The sequence below is a fragment of the Cellulomonas fimi genome, assembly GCF_012952065.1.
Taxonomy (GTDB): domain Bacteria; phylum Actinomycetota; class Actinomycetes; order Actinomycetales; family Cellulomonadaceae; genus Pengzhenrongella; species Pengzhenrongella fimi_A.
This window is the reverse complement of record NZ_JABCJJ010000008.1, coordinates 71,510-91,966: the sequence shown is the minus strand read 5'-3', so window position 1 is coordinate 91,966 and position 20,457 is coordinate 71,510. Positions and strand designations below refer to the sequence as shown.

General features: G+C 74.0%; 21 protein-coding genes. 7 read left to right on the top strand and 14 right to left on the bottom strand.

Translation table 11 applies throughout. The features are described from left to right. Positions 1 to 25: 25 nt before the first annotated feature. The 3 genes from HIR71_RS07385 to HIR71_RS07375 all read left to right on the top strand — a co-directional run bounded on the left by HIR71_RS07385 (position 26) and on the right by HIR71_RS07375 (position 1,139). Entirely contained in the window at positions 26 to 634 is a 609-nt protein-coding gene (locus HIR71_RS07385; RefSeq protein WP_169324418.1) for a TetR/AcrR family transcriptional regulator, read from the top strand. Positions 635 to 745: 111 nt separating this feature from the next. Further along, a complete protein-coding gene (locus tag HIR71_RS07380) occupies positions 746 to 940 on the top strand; it encodes a helix-turn-helix transcriptional regulator (protein WP_169324417.1) in 195 nt (64 codons plus the stop codon). Next, complete coding sequence (locus HIR71_RS07375) at positions 927 to 1,139, top strand: hypothetical protein (RefSeq protein WP_169324416.1); 213 nt, start codon at positions 927 to 929, stop codon at positions 1,137 to 1,139. The genes HIR71_RS07380 and HIR71_RS07375 overlap by 14 nt, the downstream gene beginning before the upstream one ends. Before the next feature lie 34 nt (positions 1,140 to 1,173). On the opposite strand, the gene HIR71_RS07370 is transcribed toward HIR71_RS07375, so the two are convergent. The 5 genes from HIR71_RS07370 to HIR71_RS07350 form a co-directional block, all read right to left on the bottom strand. After that, positions 1,174 to 3,126, bottom strand: a complete 1,953-nt coding sequence (locus HIR71_RS07370; protein WP_169324415.1) for an NHL domain-containing thioredoxin family protein — start codon at positions 3,124 to 3,126, stop codon at positions 1,174 to 1,176. 89 nt (positions 3,127 to 3,215) lie between these two features. Then, positions 3,216 to 3,434, bottom strand: coding sequence for a hypothetical protein (locus HIR71_RS07365; RefSeq protein ID WP_169324414.1), 219 nt, complete (start codon positions 3,432 to 3,434; stop codon positions 3,216 to 3,218). 78 nt (positions 3,435 to 3,512) lie between these two features. Further along, complete coding sequence (locus HIR71_RS07360; protein ID WP_311836160.1) at positions 3,513 to 4,628, bottom strand: chymotrypsin family serine protease; 1,116 nt, start codon at positions 4,626 to 4,628, stop codon at positions 3,513 to 3,515. Positions 4,629 to 4,817: 189 nt separating this feature from the next. Further along, positions 4,818 to 5,054, bottom strand: coding sequence for a DUF6458 family protein (locus HIR71_RS07355; protein WP_169324413.1), 237 nt, complete (start codon positions 5,052 to 5,054; stop codon positions 4,818 to 4,820). 114 nt (positions 5,055 to 5,168) lie between these two features. Then, positions 5,169 to 7,256: a S9 family peptidase gene (locus HIR71_RS07350; protein ID WP_169324450.1), complete on the bottom strand. Its 2,088-nt coding sequence runs from the start codon at positions 7,254 to 7,256 to the stop codon at positions 5,169 to 5,171. A 132-nt stretch (positions 7,257 to 7,388) separates the two neighbouring features. Between HIR71_RS07350 and HIR71_RS16405 the strand changes: the two genes are divergently transcribed. Together HIR71_RS16405 and HIR71_RS07340 are read left to right on the top strand one after the other, a co-directional pair. Then, positions 7,389 to 7,634: a hypothetical protein gene (locus HIR71_RS16405; RefSeq protein WP_211373904.1), complete on the top strand. Its 246-nt coding sequence runs from the start codon at positions 7,389 to 7,391 to the stop codon at positions 7,632 to 7,634. After that, positions 7,631 to 7,942 carry a hypothetical protein gene (locus tag HIR71_RS07340; RefSeq protein WP_169324412.1) on the top strand — a complete coding sequence of 104 codons (312 nt, stop codon included), beginning with the start codon at positions 7,631 to 7,633 and terminating at the stop codon, positions 7,940 to 7,942. The genes HIR71_RS16405 and HIR71_RS07340 overlap by 4 nt, the downstream gene beginning before the upstream one ends. On the opposite strand, the gene HIR71_RS07335 is transcribed toward HIR71_RS07340, so the two are convergent. Beyond that, positions 7,929 to 10,034, bottom strand: coding sequence for a bifunctional copper resistance protein CopD/cytochrome c oxidase assembly protein (locus HIR71_RS07335; protein ID WP_311836159.1), 2,106 nt, complete (start codon positions 10,032 to 10,034; stop codon positions 7,929 to 7,931). The two genes, HIR71_RS07340 and HIR71_RS07335, sit on opposite strands and share 14 nt — an antisense overlap. 217 nt (positions 10,035 to 10,251) lie before the next feature. Between HIR71_RS07335 and HIR71_RS07330 the strand changes: the two genes are divergently transcribed. After that, entirely contained in the window at positions 10,252 to 10,743 is a 492-nt protein-coding gene (locus HIR71_RS07330) for a hypothetical protein (RefSeq protein ID WP_169324410.1), read from the top strand. 10 nt (positions 10,744 to 10,753) lie between these two features. On the opposite strand, the gene HIR71_RS07325 is transcribed toward HIR71_RS07330, so the two are convergent. The 6 genes from HIR71_RS07325 to hisC form a co-directional block, all read right to left on the bottom strand. Further along, entirely contained in the window at positions 10,754 to 12,451 is a 1,698-nt protein-coding gene (locus tag HIR71_RS07325; protein WP_169324409.1) for a dihydrolipoamide acetyltransferase family protein, read from the bottom strand. 94 nt (positions 12,452 to 12,545) lie between these two features. After that, positions 12,546 to 13,574: an alpha-ketoacid dehydrogenase subunit beta gene (locus HIR71_RS07320; RefSeq protein ID WP_169324408.1), complete on the bottom strand. Its 1,029-nt coding sequence runs from the start codon at positions 13,572 to 13,574 to the stop codon at positions 12,546 to 12,548. Continuing rightward, positions 13,574 to 14,800, bottom strand: coding sequence for a pyruvate dehydrogenase (acetyl-transferring) E1 component subunit alpha (gene pdhA, locus HIR71_RS07315; protein WP_169324350.1), 1,227 nt, complete (start codon positions 14,798 to 14,800; stop codon positions 13,574 to 13,576). The genes HIR71_RS07320 and pdhA overlap by 1 nt, the downstream gene beginning before the upstream one ends. Positions 14,801 to 14,994: 194 nt before the next feature. Beyond that, a complete protein-coding gene (locus HIR71_RS16780; RefSeq protein WP_169324407.1) occupies positions 14,995 to 15,705 on the bottom strand; it encodes an AmiS/UreI family transporter in 711 nt (236 codons plus the stop codon). After that, positions 15,705 to 16,412, bottom strand: a complete 708-nt coding sequence (locus HIR71_RS07305) for a cysteine hydrolase family protein (RefSeq protein WP_169324406.1) — start codon at positions 16,410 to 16,412, stop codon at positions 15,705 to 15,707. Before HIR71_RS07305 ends, HIR71_RS16780 begins: the two co-directional genes overlap by 1 nt. A gap of 573 nt (positions 16,413 to 16,985) precedes the next feature. Further along, the gene (gene hisC / locus HIR71_RS07300; protein WP_169324405.1) at positions 16,986 to 18,068 is read right to left on the bottom strand and encodes a histidinol-phosphate transaminase; all 1,083 of its coding nucleotides are present in this window, start codon (positions 18,066 to 18,068) and stop codon (positions 16,986 to 16,988) included. Between the two features lie 75 nt (positions 18,069 to 18,143). On the opposite strand from hisC, the gene HIR71_RS07295 reads away from it, so the two are divergent. Further along, the gene (locus tag HIR71_RS07295) at positions 18,144 to 18,527 is read left to right on the top strand and encodes a phage holin family protein (protein WP_169324404.1); all 384 of its coding nucleotides are present in this window, start codon (positions 18,144 to 18,146) and stop codon (positions 18,525 to 18,527) included. On the opposite strand, the gene HIR71_RS17410 is transcribed toward HIR71_RS07295, so the two are convergent. Both HIR71_RS17410 and HIR71_RS07285 read right to left on the bottom strand, forming a co-directional pair. Continuing rightward, entirely contained in the window at positions 18,502 to 20,055 is a 1,554-nt protein-coding gene (locus tag HIR71_RS17410) for a PGAP1-like alpha/beta domain-containing protein (protein WP_169324403.1), read from the bottom strand. The two genes, HIR71_RS07295 and HIR71_RS17410, sit on opposite strands and share 26 nt — an antisense overlap. Then, a complete protein-coding gene (locus HIR71_RS07285; protein ID WP_169324402.1) occupies positions 20,052 to 20,417 on the bottom strand; it encodes a hypothetical protein in 366 nt (121 codons plus the stop codon). Before HIR71_RS07285 ends, HIR71_RS17410 begins: the two co-directional genes overlap by 4 nt. Positions 20,418 to 20,457: the final 40 nt, after the last annotated feature.

Genomic DNA, 20,457 nt, shown 5'->3' with positions numbered 1-20,457 from the left:
CTGACAGATCGTGTGAGAATGTCATATGCCCAAGATCATCGGACGCTCGCTCCACGAGCACCGTGAGCAGACGCGGACGAAGCTGTTCGGCGCGCTCGCCGAGCTCATGGCCGAACGCGGCTTCGACCACATCTCGCTCGCCGACATCGCGGCGCACGCCGGCATCGGGCGGACCGCCGTGTACAACCACTTCGCCGACAAGGAGTCGCTCCTGCTCGGCTACATCACCCACGAGACGGTGCAGTTCGCCGAACGCCTCGAGGCGGCTCTCGAGACCGTCGAGGACCCGGTCGAGCAGCTGCGGACCTACGTCCGGCAGCAGGCCGAGCTGACCCGCGACTTCCACCTCGCGCCGGGGCCGGACCTCCGGACGGTCCTGTCCCGCGAGACGGCCGGTCGCCTCCGCGAGCACGCCTCGGTGGTCGAGGACATCCTCCGGCGCATCCTCGCGCACGGGGTCCGCGCGGGCGTGTTCGTCGAGCAGGACTTCGACGTCACCGTGCCGCTGGTCAACTCGTGCCTGTCGGGTCGTGGCCTGCCGGCCGACGGCCCCGAGCGTGCGCGCGCGATCGCCGCGACGGAGACGTTCGTGCTCCGCGCGGTGGGCGCTCAGGAGCGCGCGACCGCGGCCTGAGCCGCGCCCAGACGAACGCCGCGGCGAGCGGGGACAAGCACGCTTGACATCGGTCGGTGAGTCACGGACGCTTCTCATGACAAGCCCCCTTGACATCGCCCCGGAGAACCCGTGCAGAACGAGGTCCGAGAGCTCCGCCTCGCCGCGGGCCTCTCGCAGCGCGAGCTGGCCGCCTCCCTGGGCGTGTCGCGGCAGACGGTCAACTCGATCGAGACCGGCCGCTACGACCCCTCGCTCCCCCTGGCCATCACGATCGCCCGCCACTTCCGTCGCACCGTCGAGGAGATCTTCCATGTCGACCCGTGAGCTGACCACGACCCAGCGAGACGACGCCGTGCTGACCCGCGCGCTCGCCGTCCTGGGCGTGTCCGCCCTGCCGCTCACCGGCGTCGCCGCCGTGGCGATCGGGCTGGGCGCCGACGTCCCACCGGTCCTGACCCTGCTCCTCCTCACGGAGCTGGCCGCCTTCGCGGTGGCGTTCGCGGTGGTCGACCGCCGCGGCTGAGCCGGCCTGCCCCCAGCGGGCCGCTCCGGGCAGGTCAGCCGTGCAGCGGCAGCGTCAGCGCCGCGGGCCCGCCCTCGACCACGCGGATCGGCACGCCCCAGTCCTGCGCGTTGAGGTGGCAGGCCGGGTACTCGATCGCCGGGTCGGCGTCGCAGCTCGCGGCGTGCGCGGTCACGTGCAGCACGCCCTGCGCGACCTCGGGGTTCAGCACGAGGTCGCGCGTGAGCGGCACGTCGTCGCCGGCGCCCGCGACCAGCAGCTCGGGCGGGGTCGCGGAGACCTGGAGCCGGGTCGAGGGTCCGTAGCGGTCGTCGTACTTCTGCCCCGCCGCGGGCGTGAACACCACGTCGAGCCGGAACGGCCCGGGCGCGACGTCGGTCACCGGACGCTGCGTGCGGTGCGCCCCGGCGTCGAGGATCTCGCCGGCGACGTCCTTGGGCAGCCTCAGGCGCGTGAGCCGGTGCGCGGCCGACTCGACCACGAGCAGCTCGATCCCGTCGCCGCCCGCCGACGGCAGGACGACCACGTCGCTCGGCTCGGCGAGGTCCCGGGCAAGGGTCGTGACCTGGCCGGGTGCGCCGTCGGCCCCGGCGACGTAGCGGCGGATCGCGCCGTTGTAGGTGTCCGCCACGACGATCGACCCGTCGGGCAGGACGGCCACGCCGAGCGGGTGCTGGAGCAGGGCCTGGTCGGCGGCGCCGTCGCGCAGACCGAAGTCGAACAGCCCGGCGCCGACCGCGGTGCCCACGACCGGCTCGGTCACCTCCGCGCGGCCGCCCGGCACGTCGAGGTACCGCAGCGCCGAGACCTCCGAGTCCGCGAGCCAGATGCGGCCGCCGGCGTCGACCGCGAGCCCGGAGGTCTGCGCGAACCACGCCTGCTCGGCCGGCCCGTCCTGGAGCCCCTCGTTCATCGTGCCCGCGAGCCGGCGCAGGCTGTTCTCGGCGACGTCGAGCTCCCACAGCGTGTGGTTGCCGGCCATCGCGACGACGAAGGCCGCGCGCTCCTGCGACCACACGACGTCCCACGGCGAGGAGAGCCGCACCTCGAGCGGCGGCCCCTGGTAGCCGACGCCCGACCGGTCAGTGCCGAGGGCTTCGTCCGGACGCGCGACCACGTTGTCCGTGCCGCCCACCATGTACTGCTCGCCGGTCCCGGCCACGGTCGTGACGTGCCCGTCCGACAGCCGCACCCCGCGCAGTGCGTGGTTGACGGTGTCGGCGACGAGCACGTCGAAGCCCGCCTCGGCCCGCAGCTCGTCCGGCACGAGGCACAGCCCGTTCGGCTCGCTGAACCGCGCGTCGTCGGGCCTCCCGTCGACGAGCCCGCGCTCCCCCGAGCCGATGCGACGGACCAGGGTCTCGCCGTCGGCGGCCAGCTCCGCGAGGCTGTGGTGCCCGGCGTCGGCCACGAGGAAGGTGCCGCCCGGCAGCGCGATCGCCTTGGCGGGGAAGCGCAGCGTGCCCGACGACGGCGCGGGCGCCACGTAGGGGCCGTCGCCGCGGTGCAGGGTGCCCTTGGCGTCGTGCTCGGCGACGAGGTTCTCGACGAGGATCTCCAGGTTGTGGGCGTGCCCCTCGCCGGCCATCTGCGCGACGACGTAGCCCTCCGGGTCGATGACCACGAGCGTGGGCCAGGCGCGCGCGGTGTACGCCGACCACGTGACGAGGTTCGGGTCGTCGAGGACGGGGTGGCGCACCTCGTAGCGGTCGACCGCCGCCGCGAGCGCGACCGGGTCGGCCTCGTGGACGAACTTCGGCGAGTGCACGCCGACGATCACGAGCACGTCGCGGTGCTGCTCCTCGAGCTCGCGCAGCTCGTCGAGCACGTGCAGGCAGTTGATGCAGCAGAACGTCCAGAAGTCGAGGACGACGATCTTGCCCCGCAGGTCCGCGAGCGCGATCTCCTTGCCGCCGGTGTTGAGCCACCCGCGGCCGACGAGCTCGGACGCGCGGACCTTCGGCAGGGGCGAGGCAGTCTGGGTCACAGCCGTAGTGAACACGACCGCGGGGCGGGTTATGCCGGGGTGTCCGTGGTGCGGGCGGCAGGTGGGCTTGCGTCGGGTCCCGGGTCGTCTCAGGCCTGGGCACGGACCGGCCCGGTCACGCGGACCGTGACCTCGACGCCGTCCACCCTCTCGGGAACCGCCTTACGGTCGGCCTCGCCGCGGACGTTCACCTGGAGCCGGTAGCCGTCGAGGTCACGGGCGAGACCGATCCCGGTGATCCCGTCCCGACCGGCCAGGCGAGAGTGGAGGCGTGACTTCGCGGCCCGCGCCGCGTCCAGGTCAGCCATGTGCGCACCTCTGCCTCGGCGAGCCGGGGAGATGGCCCCGGCATCGGCTCAGTCCGCCAGCTCAAGCCCCCCGCCGACTCAGCCCGCGTCGCGTCGCGCTCCGGCGAGCTGAGCCCCCAAGGACGCGAGGACCGCGTCGATGGGGTTGAGGTAGGTCAGACCTGACCCATTCTGGCCCCCCGTCTCACTTCCGGCAAAGAGCAGCCCGATCGCGACGCCGTCGTCCCGGTACACGAGGGAGCCGCTGTCCCCGCCGCGCGAGAACGGGGCACCGGCCGCCCCCTCGACCTCGATCTGGTCGTCGAAGCGGATATCGCCGAGCCCGTCCCCGTAGCCCACGACGACGTCGTCGAGCTCGATCGCCGTCACGCGGCCCTGGGTGACGCCGGTCGTGCGGCCGACCTTCGCGACCTCCTCCGCCCCCAGGGCGGGCGCTGTCGTCGTGATCCGGCCGACCGGGTAGTCGAGGTCGACCTGCTGCTCGTCGAGGCGGGCGACCGCCGCGTCGACCGTCGCGACGCGGCCCTGATCGAGCGGCACGAACCTCGCGAGCGCGCCGACGCGGTCCTGGGGGTCGCGGCCGCCGTCGGCCCGCCCCGGCTGGAGGACCGCGTCACCGACCGCCCCCGCCGGGCCCCCGACGAGCACGTGGTAGTTCGAGAGCGCGTGCAGGGCGCCGTCGACCTCGACGAACGCCCCGAGCGTTCCCGCGCTCACGTCGGCGTGGGCGATCGAGATCCCCGGCCGGAGCGGGCGCACACGACCGGTCTCCCCGAGTGCGTGCGCGGTGACGACCGGGGGTCGGGGGGTGGGGTTCGTGCCCGCCGCGGGCGCCACGAGCGGACGGATGCGGCCCGTCCGGCGGACGTCGATCGTCGGACCGACCTGCTCGGCGACGCGACGGACGACCCGGCGGGTGGTCGGCACACCGAGGCGGTACCGGAGCGCGACGCCGTACCCGCCGTCGAGCCGGGGCGCCAGGCCGAGCGCGATCCCGCCCTCGCGGCCGCCGATCCGGGCCGGGATCTCGGTGTCGTCACCCTCGACCCGGCTCGCCTCGATGTGCGCCGCGAGCAGCTCGTGGACGTAGTCGGCCAGCTGGGACTTGATCTCGCGAGCCTCGTCCTGGTCCATGACGCTCCCCCTGTCCTCGCCCGGTTCGTCCGAGCGCGTCACGAGTGTGACGCGTGGCACCCACACAGCGTCGGAGGCGCGCGTCCCGGCCCTCGCCGCGGCCGGCTGACCCCGGCCGGTCTCCGCCCACGCACTGCGACGCCCAGGCACCGTCTCCGCCGAGACCCCGTCGCCGCCGAGACACGGAAACGTCCGAGCGCTGGCGTCCGACAGGACGTCAGCGCTCGGACGTCGCGGGTGCGAGAGGCGTCAGTACGCCGCGGGCGGGGCCGGCGGGCGGCGATCGTCGTGCCGCTCGATCACCTCGCGGTGGCTGGTGTTGGTCCGCTGCTGGTTGAGGACCAGGGAGATGATCACCGCAAGGACACCCACAGCGAGGCAGATGTAGCCGATCATCGTCAGGTCGATCGCGTCGACACTGTCGCGGACGGCGAACGCCAGGATGGCGCCCACCACGATCAGGAAGATTCCGCCGCCGATACCCATCGTCGCGCTCCTTCGCTCGGTGCCGGGGATTCCCAGGCGTCGTGGACGAGTGTGGCGTGACCTGGGCCGGAGCGCGCGGCGAGCGTCTTCGTTCACCCTCCCGGGGGCCTCCCGTCAGCCGAGGATCTCGGGCAGCTCGCGCCGCTCCCCGAGCACGTGCTCGGCCAGGAACGCGAACACGACCCGGTACCAGAGCACGGCGTGCTGCGGCGCGAGCACCCAGTGGTTCTCGTCCGGGAAGTACAGGAAGCGGTGCGGCGACTCTCCGTTCTCGTCGGCCTGCGCCCCCGACCTCGCGAGCAGCTCGTACCACAGCCGCAGGCCCTCGCCGATGGGCACGCGGTAGTCCTTGTCGCCGTGCACCACGAGCATCGGCGTGACGATCTGCTCGACGAACCGGTGCGGCGACTGCGCGAGCGCCATCTCGTCGGTCATCTCCCGCTCCCAGTAGTAGGCCGCGTCCGTCGTCGGCCCGAACTGGTCGAGCGCCCAGAGGCTGGCGTGCGTCACGATCGCGCGGAAGCGGTCCGTGTGCCCCGCGACCCAGTTGGCCATGTACCCGCCGAACGACCCGCCCATCGCGGCCGTCCGGGTCCCGTCGACCTCGGGCAGCGCCACCGCCGCGTCGGTCGCCGCCATGAGGTCGGTGAACGGCGCAGCGCCCCACGCGCCCCACCCGCGCTGCACGAAGTCCTGGCCGTACCCGGTCGACAGCGCCGGGTCCGGCAGCAGCACGGCGTACCCCTCGGCGACCAGCAGCCACGGGTTCCACCGCCACGACCACTGGTTCCACGAGCTGAGCGGCCCGCCGTGGATCCACAGCAGCAGCGGCGCGGGCGACTGCGTCGACGCGCCCTCCGGGAGCGCGAGCCAGGACCGGACCCGCTGGCCGTCCGACGCCGTCGCCTCGACCTCTGTGAGCGTCCCGGACAGCAGCGGGTCGGGCACCGGCCCGCGAAGCGCGGCCGCCTCGACCGGGCCGTTCGCCGCGGCGTCGAGGTCGATCCGCACGGGGTGCGCAGGCGCGAGGTAGGAGTTCCGCAGCGCGTAGAGCGTGCGGCCGTCCGGGCCCACCTGCAGGTCGCTGAACACCGCGTCGTCCGTCGTGACGCGCGCGACCTCGTCGGTCTCGACGTCGATGCAGAACACCGGCGCACGGCCGTCGTCGTCGGCCACGACCAGGACGCCCGACGAGTCCGGCAGCCACTGCGCGCCGTGGGGCCAGCGGTCCCAGTCGGGCGCGAGCGGGCGCCACTCCCCACCCGCCAGCGGCACCAGCCCGAGGCTCACGCGCGGCGCCGTCTGCGGGGTGCTGAGCGTCTCGCGCGTGAACACGACCCAGGTGCCGTCGGGCGAGACGACCGGGTCGGTGACGTCCGCGGCGTCGTCGTCGACCAGGGTCCGGCGCTCGCCCGTCGCGGTGTCCACGGCCACGAGCACCGAGCGGATGGCGCCGCGCGCGAGCCGGCGCACCCAACCGGTGACCACGGTGCTGCCGTCGGGCGAGACGTCCGCCGCGGTCTCGTGGAGGGCGGGGCCGGCGTCGGGCGTCAGGTCGCGGAGCTCGAGCCGCGGGTCCGGCTCGCCCGCGGCCGGCGCGACGACGCCCTCGCCGAGCCGCGCGGCGAGGAGGTGCGGCGCCGCGGGGCCGAGGTCGTGGTCCCAGTACCGGACCGGGTACCCGGTGTGCAGGATCGCCGAGACCTTCTTCTCCTTGCGTGCCGCGCGGAGCTTCTCGTCGTGCTCGGTGTCGCGCGCGCTGGCCAGCACGTCCGACGTCGCGACGACCACCGGGGCGTCCCGCGCGACGTGCGGTGCACCCACCCCGCCGGCGCGCGCCGCCACGACCCGCGCCTCGGCGCCGTCGGCGGGCAGCAGCCAGAGGGCCGAGGGCGCGTCGTCGTCCGCGTCCTTCTCCTTGCCCTCGGGGTCGGGGCGGGCCGAGGTGAACAGCAGGTCGCCCTGCACGGTGAAGACGGCCGCCTGCTCGCCCTGGCGCGAGCGCGTCAGGCGCCGGGCCGGCTGCTCACCCGTCGGGTCGACCTCCCACAGCGCGGACACGTGCTTCACGCGCTTCTCGTCGAGCGTCGCCACGGACGTGACGAGGCGAGACCCGTCGCGCGAGAGCGTCAGGCCCGACAACCGCGGCAGGGCGATGTAGCTCTCGAGGTCGTGGAACGGCGTCGGCGGCGCAGGGGTCACGGTGGCCTCTGCGGCTGGTGCAGGGCCGGGGGCCGCGGCGTCGGCGGTGGCAGGGGCGGAGTCGGGGGGCACGGTGCTCACCGGACCGTCCTACCACGGCCGCGCGCACGCAGACGGGCGTACCGTCCACACATGGGTGCACCGCAGCGCCGGGCGACGCGGGGGTCGGCTCACGAGCGCACCGCGTCCGTCGGTACGGCCCTCCTCGCGGCCCGTCCGGCAGCCCGTCCGGCAGCCCGCCCGGCAGCCCGTCCGGCAGCCCGCCCGGCAGCCCGCCCGGCAAGGCTCCTGGCCGCCGGTCTGGCCGCCCTCCTGGCCGCCGCGGTCCTGGCCGGCTGCGGCTCGTCGTCGGGCCCGGGGCCGGCGCCGGGGAGGTGACGCTCACCGACGTCACCCACGTCGACTGGGACCGCGGCGTGCTCGTGTGCCCGGACGACGCCGTCGCCGACGTGGAGGCGGCCCTGGGTGCCGCCTGGCGCGACGCGCCCCCGCTCGACGACGACGACGTCGCGCACCTCCTCCTGAGCTCGGCCGGAGCGGTCGCCGAGGACATCCGGCTCGACCGCTCGACGATCGACCCGTGCGCCCGGGCGACCGACCTCGCGGACCGGACGTTCGGGATCACGGCGTCGCTCGAGGTGGCCCCGGCCTCGTCCGGGCGCGGGTGGACGATCAGGGTCGGCTGAGCCGCTCCTTGGCCGCCTGCGCCCGCGCCGCCTCCGTCGCCTCGGCCGCCGCGGCCGCCTGCGTGTCGCGCTCCGCGACGCGCCCGAGCATCGCGTTGTACTCGTCCATCTCGGTGTCGCCGTCGCGGTCGACGCGCCGGTCGCGGCGCCGGGCGGTCCGCTCGTCGTCGCGCGCCCAGGAGAACGCGACGATCACCGCGAGTGCCAGGGTCGGCAGCTCGCCGATCCCCCACGCGATGGCCCCACCGGTCTGCTGGTCGCCGATCGCCGACTGGCCCCACGGCCGGCCGGTGTTGCCGAACCAGTCGGCGACGAGCAGCACGTCGCCGCTGACCAGCGCGACACCGAAGAACGCGTGGAACGCCATCGTCGCGAAGAGCAGGAGGAGCCGCTGCGGGTGCGGCGGCCGGTGCGGACCGGGGTCGACGCCGATGAGCGCGTTCGCGAACAGGTACCCCGCGAGCGTGAAGTGGGCGACCATCCCGAGGTGCCCGACGTAGTACCGCAGGGACAGCTCGAACAGGTCCGTGTAGTAGAAGAGCACCATCGACCCGGCGAAGTTCACCGCCGCGACCACCGGGTTGGCGAGGAGTCGCGCGAGGCGGCTGTTGACCAGGGTGAGGAGCCACTCGCGCGGGCCGCGGGAGTCGTCCGCCCGTCCCGGCAGCGCCCGCAGCGCGAGGGTCACGGGCGCGGCGACGACCAGGAAGATCGGCACGACCATCGCGAGCACCATGTGCTGGACCATGTGCGCGCTGAACAGGACGTGCCCGTACGCGGCCGGACCGCCCGACGTCGTCCAGCCCAGGACGAGCATCCCCACGACCCAGGACACCGTGCGCGTCACCGGCCACGAGTCGCCGCGGGCGCGCAGCCGGTGGACCCAGCGCAGGTAGACCACGATCCCCGCGACCGCCGCCCCCGCGAGCACGACGTCCCAGCGCCACTCCGTGAGCCAGCGCAGCGCCGTCGGCTCGGGCGGCAGCGGGTGGCCCGTGACGATCTCCGCCGGCGTCGGGTCGGTCGCCGGCTCGAGCGGGACGGGCGGCGACGTCGACGAGAGCGCGACCGCGAGACCCGAGAGCGCGCCCATCACGGCCAGCTCGACCACGACCAGGCGCCAGAACAGGCCCGACGCCCGCCGGGCCCGCGTGCCGTCGTCGGCGGTGAGCTGCGGCACGACGGCGCGGCGGTGGGACCAGCCGATCACGCCGAGCACGCCGAGCAGCACGACCTTCGCGACGACCAGCAGCCCGTAGCGCGTCGTCAGCCCGTCGACGCCGCCGAGGCGCGCGACCGCGTTGATCGCCCCCGAGAGCGCGACCGCGACGACGCACCACGCGGCAAGGGAGGAGTAGCGCCCGACGGCGGCGCCCAGGTCGTCCCCGAGGCGTCGGCTCAGCACGGCGAGGGCAGCAAGAGCGCCGATCCACACCGCGGCCCCCCCGAGGTGGAGGAACATCGACGCGGTGGCGAGCTCGTGGTCCGCCGCACCGGCGGCGTGCCCGGTCTGCGACTGGAGCACCAGGGCGACGAGGGCCAGGGCTGTGGCCCAGGCGGCGCCGGTCGGGGTCGCGACGACGAGCGCGAGGGCGCTGGTCGCGGCGGCGACGACCGTGATGCCGAGCAGGGTGCGGCCGAGCGCGATCTCGCCGACGAACACGCCGAGCCCGGAGCCGAACGTGGGCCCACCGATCGGGCGGCCGGCGATTCTCGCGTACGTGAGGACCAGCTGGACCATGCTCAGCGCGGTCCACACGACAGCGGCGGAGCCCGCGAGCGTCAGCACGGCGGGGTAGGCGCGCCCGTCGACCACGACGCTCTCGCGACGGGCCGAGCGCTGGGCGGCCGCCGCGGTCCGGGCGGCGCGGCGCGGGAGCACGCACACCGCGAGGACGAGCGACCCGATCGTGAGGGCGGCGGCGAGCTCGACGAGAGTCTGGGTGACCGGCAGGCCCCAGCGGACGAGCGGGCCGGGGTCGCGGAGCACCACCGGGCCCGCGGCCCCCGAGAACAGCATCCCGAGCGCGACCGCCGCGACGGCGGCCGCCGTGAGGATCACGAGGCGCGACAGGGTCCAGCGGGTGCTCACGGGTCCAGGGTAGGCGCGGCGGGACGGCCGGCTGTCAGCACGAGGTGAGCCGCCCGAAGCGTTGCGGTCGGAGTGACCCTTGCCACGACGGCGCCGGCTGAACCAAGGTGTCCGCATGCGCCCAGGGGCCGAGTCGGGTACGTCGGATCGCCGGTCGCGTCGCTTCGAGCACGCGAGATCACTGCCCTTGATCGGGGTAGGGCTCGGGATCGGAGCGGTGGCCGCCCTTCACGGCAACGGCGTCCCGGCTCAGCTGTACGTCCCGCCGGCGGTGTTCGTGCTCATGTGGGCGAGCGTCAACGTCACCCGGCGTCGGCGCGCCGAGGACGCTTCCGACGAGTGGTACGGCGTTCTCGCCGTGGTCGCGTCCGCGGTCACCATCCTGGTCTGGCCGGTCGCTGCACTCCTGGGACCGGTCACCTTCATGGCGCTCGGACTGCTGCTCCTGGGCCTCCGGGGGCGCGACGTCTTCCTGGGTCTCCCTGCGGCGATCCTGCTCCTCGCGCCCGTCGACGTGCGCGGTGCCGCCTTGTTCTCCTTGAACCCGGACGGTTCCAGGGTCGCTCTTCAGGTCGCTGCGGCCATCGTGCTCGTCGGCCTGGGGGTGTGGGTGCGACTGCGCGAGAACCGCCGAGGTGGCGACGTCGCAGCCGAACTCCTCGAGGGCCCCGAACCCGGTGGCCGACGTCCCCACGTCGTGGGCTCGTAGCCCGACCCCGCTACCCCCAGACGAGCGCCTGCGCGGGGTCCTCGAGCACCTTCGCGACGTCCGAGAGCAGCCGCGACCCGAGGGCGCCGTCGACCAACCGGTGGTCGAACGACAGCGCCAGCTGCGTGACCCAGCGCTTCTTGACCTTGCCGTGGTGCACCCACGGCTGCTCGCGGATCGCGCCGAACGCGAGGATCGCCGCCTCGCCGGGGTTGAGGATCGGGGTGCCCGTGTCGATGCCGAAGACGCCGACGTTGGTGATCGTGATCGTCCCGCCCGACATGTCGACCGGGCTCGTGCGCCCGGCTCGGGCCGTCGAGGTCAGGCTCCCGATCTCCTGCGCGAGCTCCGTGAGCGTGAGCCGGTGCGCGTCCTTGATGTTCGGCACCACGAGCCCGCGCGGCGTGGCCGCGGCGATCCCGAGGTTCACGAAGTGCTTGTAGACGATCTCCTGCGTGGCGTCGTCCCAGCTCGCGTTGATCTCGGGGTGCCGGTTGACCGCGATGAGCAGCGCCTTGGCCGCGACGAGCAGCGGCGTGACCCGCACGTCCGCGAACTCGCGGTCCTCCTTGAGGCGGGCGACCAGCTTCATCGTCCTCGTGACGTCGACGGTGTGGAACACCGTGACGTGCGGCGCGGTGAACGCGCTCGCGACCATCGCCTCGGCCGTACGCTTGCGCACCGACTTCACCGGGACGCGCGTCTCGCGGCCGTCCGGCGAGACCGTGCCCGACGAGAGCCACGGCTGGTCGTCACCCACGTAGGTCGCGAGCGTCCGCGCCTCGGCCTGCGCCGCGTGGGCGAGCACGTCCTCGCGCGTGACGATCCCGCCCGGACCGGTCGGCGCGACGCTCTCGAGGTCGACCTCGAGGTCCTTGGCCAGCTTGCGCACCGGCGGCTTGGCGCGGACGCGGAACCCGTGCGCCGCCGTCGTGCCCGCCGTGCCCGCCGTGCCCGAGCCGCCCGAGCTGTCAGGCGTGACGTGCGCTCCAGCGCGCGGACGGTCTGACACCTCGGGGAGGGCGGACCTGTCAGAGCTGGGTGAGGCCAGCGACTCACGTGCTTCTGACAGCTCGCGCGAGGGGGTGGCGGCGGGCGGTGCGGGGGTGGCGGCGGGCAGGGCGGGGGTGGTCGCGGGGCGGCGCGCGCGCCGGGCGGTCGCATGGCCGCCGACGCCGTAGCCCACCAGCACCGCGCCCGCCTCGCTCGACTCACCCTCCACCGACGTGTCAGACCCAGCGCGCTCCCCGGCGCGCGAACTCTCTGACACCTCGCTGGGTGCCGTCGACGTGTCAGACCCGGCGCGGTCCCCAGCGCGCGCTACGTCTGACACGTCGCCTGGTGCGCGCGCTACGTCTGACACGTCGCCTGGTGCGCGCGCTGCGTCTGACACGCCGCCTGGTGCCCGCGCCGCGTCGGACACGTCGCCTGTCGCAGCCGACGGCGCGGACGCCGGTCCCGTGGGGTCGGTGTCGATCGTGATGATCGGCGTGCCGACCTCGACGGTCTGGCCCGGCTCGACCAGCAGCTCCGAGACGACGCCCGCGAACGGGCTCGGCAGGTCGACCAGCGACTTCGCCGTCTCGATCTCGACGATCGTCTGGTTCACCTCGACCTCGTCGCCGACCGCGACGTGCCACGCCACGATCTCGGCCTCGGTGAGGCCCTCCCCCGCGTCGGGGAGGCGGAACTGCTCGAAGGTCGGCACGGTGCTCCTCAGCTGGCGAGTTCACAGGTCGGACGGGGTCGAGCGCAGGCGGGGGTCGAGCGCAGACGGGGTCGAGCGCAGGCGGCCCCGGACGTCAGTAGGCCATGGCGCGCTCGACCGCGTCCAGGACGCGGTCGAGCCCCGGCAGGTAGTCGTGCTCGAGCTTGCTGACCGGGTACGGCGTGTGGAAGCCGCCCACGCGCAGCACGGGCGCCTCGAGCTCGAAGAAGCACTCCTCGGTCACGCGGGCGGCGATCTCGCCGCCGGTCCCGTAGAACACGGGCGCCTCGTGCACGACGACGCAGCGCCCGGTCCTGCGCACCGACCGCACCAGCGTCTCGGTGTCGAGCGGGGAGATCGAGCGCAGGTCGACGACCTCGACGCTCACGCTGTCGGCCTCCGCGGCCTGGGCGGCCTTGAGCGCGGTGGACACCGTCGCGCCGTAGGCCGCGATCGTCAGGTCGGTGCCCGGACGCGCGACCCGAGCCCTGTCCAGGGGGACGAGACCGCCCGCACCGGTCGCGGCGTCGTCGGCGGTGCCCGCCGCGGTGACCGTGATGCCGAGGTCGACGTCGCCCTTGTCCCAGTAGCGGCCCTTGGGCTCGAAGAACAGCACCGGGTCGGGTGACGCGACCGCCTGCTGGATCATCACGAAGGCGTCGGCCGGGGTCGCGGGCGTGACGACCCGGAGGCCGGCGGTGTGCGCGAACAGCACCTCGGGCGACTCGCTGTGGTGCTCGACGGCGCCGATCCCGCCGCCGTACGGCACCCGGATGACGACCGGCAGGTCGATCCGCCCGCGCGAGCGGTAGTGCATCTTGGCGAGCTGGGTCGTGATCTGGTCGAAGGCCGGGAAGATGAAGCCGTCGAACTGGATCTCGCAGACCGGCCGGTAGCCGCGCATCGCGAGGCCGATCGCGGTGCCGATGATGCCGGACTCGGCGAGCGGCGTGTCCACCACCCGGTCCTCGCCGAAGTCCTTCTGGAGACCGTCCGTCACGCGGAAGACGCCGCCGAGCCGGCCGATGTCCTCACCCATGAGGAGCACCTTGGAGTCGGTCTCGAGGGTGCGGCGCAGCCCGGCGTTGAGCGCCTTGGAGAGGGTGAGCCGTTCGACGGCCATCACAGGCTCCGTCCGGCCGCGGACTGGGGTGCGTGCGACATCGCGGGGTCCTGCGACGCTGGGGTATGGGTCGCGTGCGGGTGCGTCCCCGCGGCGGCCGTGGTCGGGTCGCTGTCCGCGAACGACGCCTCGTAGCGCTCGAAGAACGCGCGCTCCGCCTCGACGATCGTGTGCGGGGTGGCGTAGACGTGCTCGAACATCCGGCTGGTCGGAGGCTTCCCGAGCGCGCGGACCGTGGCCCGGATGCGCGCCCCCAGGGCCGCGGCCTCGGCGTCGAGCTCCGCCTGGAAGTCGTCGGGCAGCTCACTCTCGGCGACGAGGTGCGCGCGGAGACGGTCGATCGGGTCGAGCCGGCGCCAGTGCTCCTCCTCCGCCGCCGAGCGGTAGCGCGTCGGGTCGTCCGACGTCGTGTGCGCGCCCATGCGGTACGTGTAGGCCTCGATGAGGGTGGGCCCGCCGCCGGACCGCGCGCGCTCGAGCGCCTCGAGCGTGACCGCGTGGCTCGCCAGCACGTCGTTGCCGTCGACCCGCACGTTGGGGATGCCGAAGCCGTCCCCGCGGGCGGCGATCGGTACGCGGGTCTGGCGCGTCGTCGGCTCCGAGATGGCCCACTGGTTGTTCTGGCAGAAGAGGACCACGGGCGCGTTGTTCACGGCCGCGAAGACCAGGGCCTCGTTCACGTCGCCCTGCGAGGTCGCGCCGTCCCCGAAGTAGGTGATGACGGCCGCGTCGCGCGCCGCGTCGCCCGTGCCGACCAGGCCGTCGCGCTGGAGCGCCATCGCGTACCCGGTGGCGTGCAGCGTGTGCGAGCCGATGACCAGCGTGTACAGCTGGAAGTTGTGCGCGTTCGGGTCCCAGCCGCCGTGGTCGACGCCGCGGAACTGCAGCAGCACGTCCGCGAGGTCGACGCCGCGGGTGTGCGCGACGCCGTGCTCGCGGTAGGAGGGGAACGCGAAGTCCTGCGGGGCCAGCGCCCGGCCGGAGCCGACCTGCGCCGCCTCCTGGCCGAGGCACTGGGCCCACAACCCGAGCTCACCCTGCCGCTGTAGCGACGTCGCCTCGCTGTCGAAGCGCCGCACCAGGACCATGTCCCGGTAGAGCCCGCGGAGGGCGGCGGCGTCGAGGTGCGCGACGAGTGGTGCGTACTCGGGATGGTCCAGCCGCTCCCCGGTCGGGGTGAGCAGCTGGACGAGATCGACGTCCGAGCGGTCTTCGGACTTGCTCACGCGGCGGTTCTCCTTCGCGGGGGCTGCGCCGAGGCGCGCTGGTTCCGTCCAACCTACGACACCGTAGGCTACGGGACCGTAGGTTGTCGTCACACCCCGTGTACAACGGCAGCGGTCACCGCTTGTACCGATGCTGCTCCCCCGCCCGCGTGACCGCCAACCGGGCGCCCGGCCCGATTGACGGTCACCCGCGATCAAGCCGTGGCGGGACTCAGCACCTCCGTCCGCTCCGGCTCCGTCCGCTGCTCCACGGCGGGCGCCACCGGGTCCAGCCCGTCGGCGTCCCGGCCCGACGCCGCGGGGGCTTCCTCCCCGTCCCGCAGCAGCGGGGAACGGGCGAGGACCACCGACGAGACGGTCAGCACCGCGAGGGCGGCGAGGGCACCTAGCCCGGCCGTCGGCGTCGTGCTCCATCGGTCGTTGAGCAGGAAGAGCGCCGAGACGGTGCAGGTCGGGATCCCGAGGAGCACCAGGAACCAGCCGGCGAACCGGCCGAGCTGGGCCTTGCCGAGCGCGAGCAGCAGGAAGAACAGCGACCACATGACCGCCCAGGTCGCCCAGATGACGGCGAAGACGGGGTCCGTGCCCAGCGTGATGATGGCGTGGTAGGTCGCGATGGCGGCGACGAACGCGCTGTACCAGCCGAAGCCCTGCGGCTCGAGGTCCAGGAAGATGCCGATGCCGTAGTACAGGTAGGTGATCCCGAACAGGTAGCTCGGCCACACGCTGTTGACGACCGCGGGGTCGGTCCCGCCCTGGATCAGGAGGATCGTCGGGAGCACGACCTGTGCGGTGCCCACGAAGATGTTGAGCAGGGCCGCGCTGCGCGCCGGGACGACGCCGAGCGTCACGAGCCCGTTGACCAGGAGCACCACACCGACGAGCAGGAGGCCGACGTTGCCCATCAGCGACGCACCAGCTCGGCGAAGGTCTCCGAGGAGATGACCGGTGCGAAGAAGTTGTTGATCCGCTCGAACGCCGCGGGCTCCTGGTCCTCGCGCTGAGCACCCGTCGCGTCCCCGATCACGATGGGCAGGAGGCCATGGTCGCGCGCCGCCCGCGCATTGCCCTCGATGCACCAGTCGAGGTGGATCCCCGTGATCACGAGCACCTCGACCTTCTTCCGCGCGAGCTCGAGCGGGAGATCGGTGCCGACGAACGCCGTCTGGAGCGCCTTCTCGTAGAGCTCGTTGTCCCCCGGGCGCACGAGCTCGCGCAGGTCGCCGACCAGCTCGTCGTCCCAGGCCTTCTGCTCGGGCGTGACGTCGAGGGCGCCCGTCCACGACGCGTACTGCACGGCGTCGAAGTCGCTCTGCGGGTAGTCCTCGCGGAAGACGGAGTAGCCGATCCAGTTGAAGGAGACGAAGTTGGGGGCCTGGCGGGCCGCCTCCACCACGCGGATGGTCGCGGGCAGGCTGCCCCGCTCGGCGTGGCCCTCGGCGTACTGCACGCCGCCCTCGCGGTAGAGCGAGTTGGACTGGCTGACCGAGAGGAACGCGGCCGGGCGGGCCAGGATCTCCCGCAGGTCGAGCTTCTTCCAGTGGTCCGCCAGCTCGGGGATCGAGGCGACGTTGCTGCGGGTCGCGGCCGGTGCCGCGGTGTCGATGGACATGGTTTCTCCTCAGGAAAGCGCTGTGACGGGGGTGATAAGGGGACGGCCACGTCCCGGCGCGCCGGGAAATTGGCGCGCTCGTTCGCGAGGTCGCCCGTGGCGGAAACGGATGCTTGCTGAAAGGGCACACTCGGCCACGGGTGCGTCCGGTAAAATGTGCGGGCTCAGCAACTGAGAATGCTCGACGGGATGCCGGCGGCGAGGTGTGCGGCTGGGTGCCCCGGGGCTGCGACGACACGACGCTCCCGGTCAGGCGCCTGACGCGGGGTCGCGGGGTGATGCCTGCGCGCTACCTCAGCCGCGCGCGTGCGCGCTGGGCATTCGCATGCAGTGCATTCCCGCGCTGGGCATTCGCGCGCCAGGCTCGGGACAGCGACGAGCCGCCGAGCGACAACAGGCACGACGAGCCATGGCGGTCAGCGGATCGGTGGGCACGAATGGAAATCTAGCGACGGGTTTTGGCCGCGGCCAAGGACTTCCCGGAAAATTTCGAATGGTGAGACGTCGCGTCCAGCACGCGGACAGGGTCTCGGCGCCGAGGCGACCGCTGAGGCAGACCCGCGTCCGACCCGCTCACTGCCGCCAGGTCGACGCGAGCTCCAGGAGCAGGTCCGTCGCCTCACGCTCGCCGACGCTCACGCGCACGCCGTCGCCGGCGAACGGGCGGACGAGGACGCCCGCCCGCCCGGCGTCGGCGGCGAAGGACGTCGCCCGGTCGCCGAGCGGGAGCCACACGAAGTTGGCCTCGCTGTCGGGCACCGTCCAGCCCTGGGCGCGCAGCCCGGCGAGCAGGCGGACCCGCTCCTCCACGAGCGCGTCGACGCGCTCGAGCAGCTCGCGCTGCGCGCGCAGCGAGGCGATCGCTGCCATCTGGGCGAGGTGCGAGACGCCGAACGGCGTCGACGCCGCGCGGATGCCCCGCGCGAGCCGGGGCCGCGCGACCGCGTAGCCGACGCGGAGCCCGGCCAGTCCGTACGCCTTGGAGAACGTACGCAGCAGGACGACGTTCGGGTGCGCGGCGTGGACCGCGAGGCCGTCGGGCGCGGCGGGGTCCCGCACGAACTCGAGGTACGCCTCGTCGAGCACGACCATGACGTCCGACGGGACCGCCGCGAGGAAGGTCTCGAGCTCGTCGGACCGGACGGCAGGGCCCGTCGGGTTGTTGGGGGTGCAGACGAGCACCACCCGCGTGCGCCCGGTCACGGCGGCCGCCATCGCCACCAGGTCCAGCCGCCCGTCGCCGGTGACCGGGACGGCGACCGCCCGCGCGCCGGCGAGCGCGACCGCGATCGGGTACGCCTCGAACGAGCGCCACGGGAGCACGACCTCGTCGCCGTGCTCGCAGACCGCCGCGAGGACGTGGCCGAGCACCGCGACCGAGCCGTTGCCGGGGACGACGGCGTCGGCCGCCACGCCGAGCGACGTGGCGATCGCCTCGGTCAGCCCGGTCGCGTACATGTCCGGGTAACGGTTCATGTCCGCCGCAGCGTCGATGATCGCGGCGACCACCGACGGCAGGGGCGGGAACGGGTTCTCGTTGGACGAGAGCTTGTACGCCGCGGCGCCCACCGGGACGCGCGCGCCCGGGACGTAGGCCGGCAGATCGGCGACGGCCGCACGGAGCGGCACCTGGGGTCGGGTCACGGCGATCAGCATGCCATCGCTGGTTCGTACCGATCAGGGTCCTGCTCGACGTCCCGATCTGCCTGCGAGGGTGCCATGATCCCGCACATGGGATTCGTGCTGAGGGTCATCATCAACGGCGTGGCGATCTGGCTCGCCACGGTCCTGCTCTCCGGGCTGCAGATCGTCGGCTGGGACACCACGCTCGAGCGCGTCGGGATCATCGGCCTGATCGCGCTCGTGTTCGGAATCGTCAACGCCGTGGTCAAGCCGGTCGTGAAGTTCCTGGCGTTCCCCGTGTACATCCTCACGCTCGGGCTCATCACGGTCGTCGTGAACGCGCTCATGCTGATGCTGACCGCGTGGATCACGGAGCAGACGACGTGGGGCCTGCGCATCGACAGCTTCGGGACGGCCGTGCTGGGTGCCCTCATCATCTCGATCGTGAGCTTCGCCCTCAGCGCGGTCACGGGGGCGAACCGCAAGCGCTGAGGGGACGCGTGGTCCCTACCGGCGTGTCCTTGCCGGGCGGCAGCACGACCCCGGTGAACTCGCGGTGGGTCGCGACCGTCCCGGGGCCGCCGAGCACCGCGGCCGCGGCCCGCTCCCACGTCTCGACCGACGGGGCGCCCGCCTCGGAGGCCAGGCCTGCCGTCCGCGCGTAGGCGTCGATCCCGTGCGCCCCGCCGAAGCTGAGTCCCGCGAGCCGGTCGGCGGGGTCGAGCGACTCGCTCAGGTCGCGCTCGACCACCGTGTGGTGGGGCGACGCGGGCGACGGCAGCCCGTCCGTGGCGGTGACCCCGTCGCCCCGGTGCTGGAGGCTGAGCACCTGCACGCCGCTCGCGGCCGGCGTCGTCGCCACCGGTGAGCCCGCCGTGAGGACGGTCGTGACCCGGAACCGGGCGCGGAACGCCGGGTCGCCCGCGAGCGCCAGGGCCGCGATGCCGCCCTGGCTGTGCCCCGCGAGCAGGACCGGCTCGTCCGGCTCCGCACCCGACCGTGCCAGCGCCTCGGTGACCAGCGCGGTGCTGTCGTCGGGCAGTCCCGCGACGAGCCGCAGATTGGTGTCCATGCGCATCGGGTTGCTCCCGTACGCGAGGTCGTCCGCCTGGGTGCCCGGGATGGACACGAGCCAGCCGCGTGAGCCGTCGGGGTGGTCGAGCTGGGTGACCGCGACCGTCCCCGGTGTCCCGCCCGACGCCGGGTAGAGGGCGCCGATCCCGCTCAGCACGGCCTCGGCGTCGGCCGGCGGGGGTCCGGTCCGGGTGGCGCCCAGCCGCGGCGTCACCTCGAGCGGGCGCCGGCCGAGCACCGGGAGCCGCCCCTGCAGGAGCCCCTCGACCACGACGCCGTCGAGCACGTGGAGTCCGCGCGCAGCGTCGGGCACCGGTGAACCGCTCGGCGCCTGCCTGCCGGGCGCGAGCGAGCGCACGGTGGCCGCCAGGAGGAGCGTCGCGTTCTCGAGCGGCAGCGCCATCGCCGCCTGCTGGAGCGTCGGCACACGGTCGCCCAGCACCCTCCTCGCGCCGACGAGGAGGGCCGCGACCCGCGCGCCCACGCCGACGACCAGCACCCCGCCGACGAGCCCACCGAGCATCGCGAGCACCGGGCTCCCACCGAGGACGTTCCCCGTGACGGCCAGCTGGGCGCGGACGAGCCGTTCCGCCCAGCTCTCGGCCTCGCCGTACAGCGCCGCGGCCGCCTGGAGCGACCGGGCCAGGTCACGCAGGTGCTCCGCGCGCGCGACCAGGCCGAGCGGTCCGGTGATCAGCGCGTCGAGCTCGGCACGGGCGGAGCCGGCGGTCGACGGGGACTCGACTCCCCCGCCGTCGACGACGGCACGAGCGGTCCGGGCGTCCGCCGCGGCGTCGTCGAGGTGGCCGGCCGCCGCGAGCAGGGCGCCCGCCGCACCCCGGAGCTCGTCCAGGTCGGCGAACGCGGCTCCGGCGCCGCCCGACACGGTGAGCCCGCGCGGCAGCGCGTCCGCGGGCTGGAGCACCGGGCCGTCGTCGGCCGTCACGACAGGCCCGCACGGGACGCGACGCCCGCCAGCTGGCACGTCACGTCGCACCGCTGCGCCTCACGCACCTGGCGCACCGCCTCGCCGTGCGCCGCGACCGCCGCCGCGGCCGAGCTCAGCCGGCCTCGCGCGAGCCGCACCCCCGCCGCCGCGTCGGCCAGCACCACGCGGTACCGCACCGCTGCCTGCGAGGCCCACGTCACGTCGTCGGCGGCTCGGAGCAGCGCGAGCGCCTGCGCGACGGCGTCGTCGGCCGCCGCGAGGAGCACCGCCGCGCGCCGGGCCTCCTCCGAGCGCACCGACCCGGCCCAGCCGGGATCGGACCAGTGCGCGACCACGCTGCCGCCCGACTCCCCGCGCACCCGCACCTCCCGATCCCACCCACGATCCCGCCCACCGTCC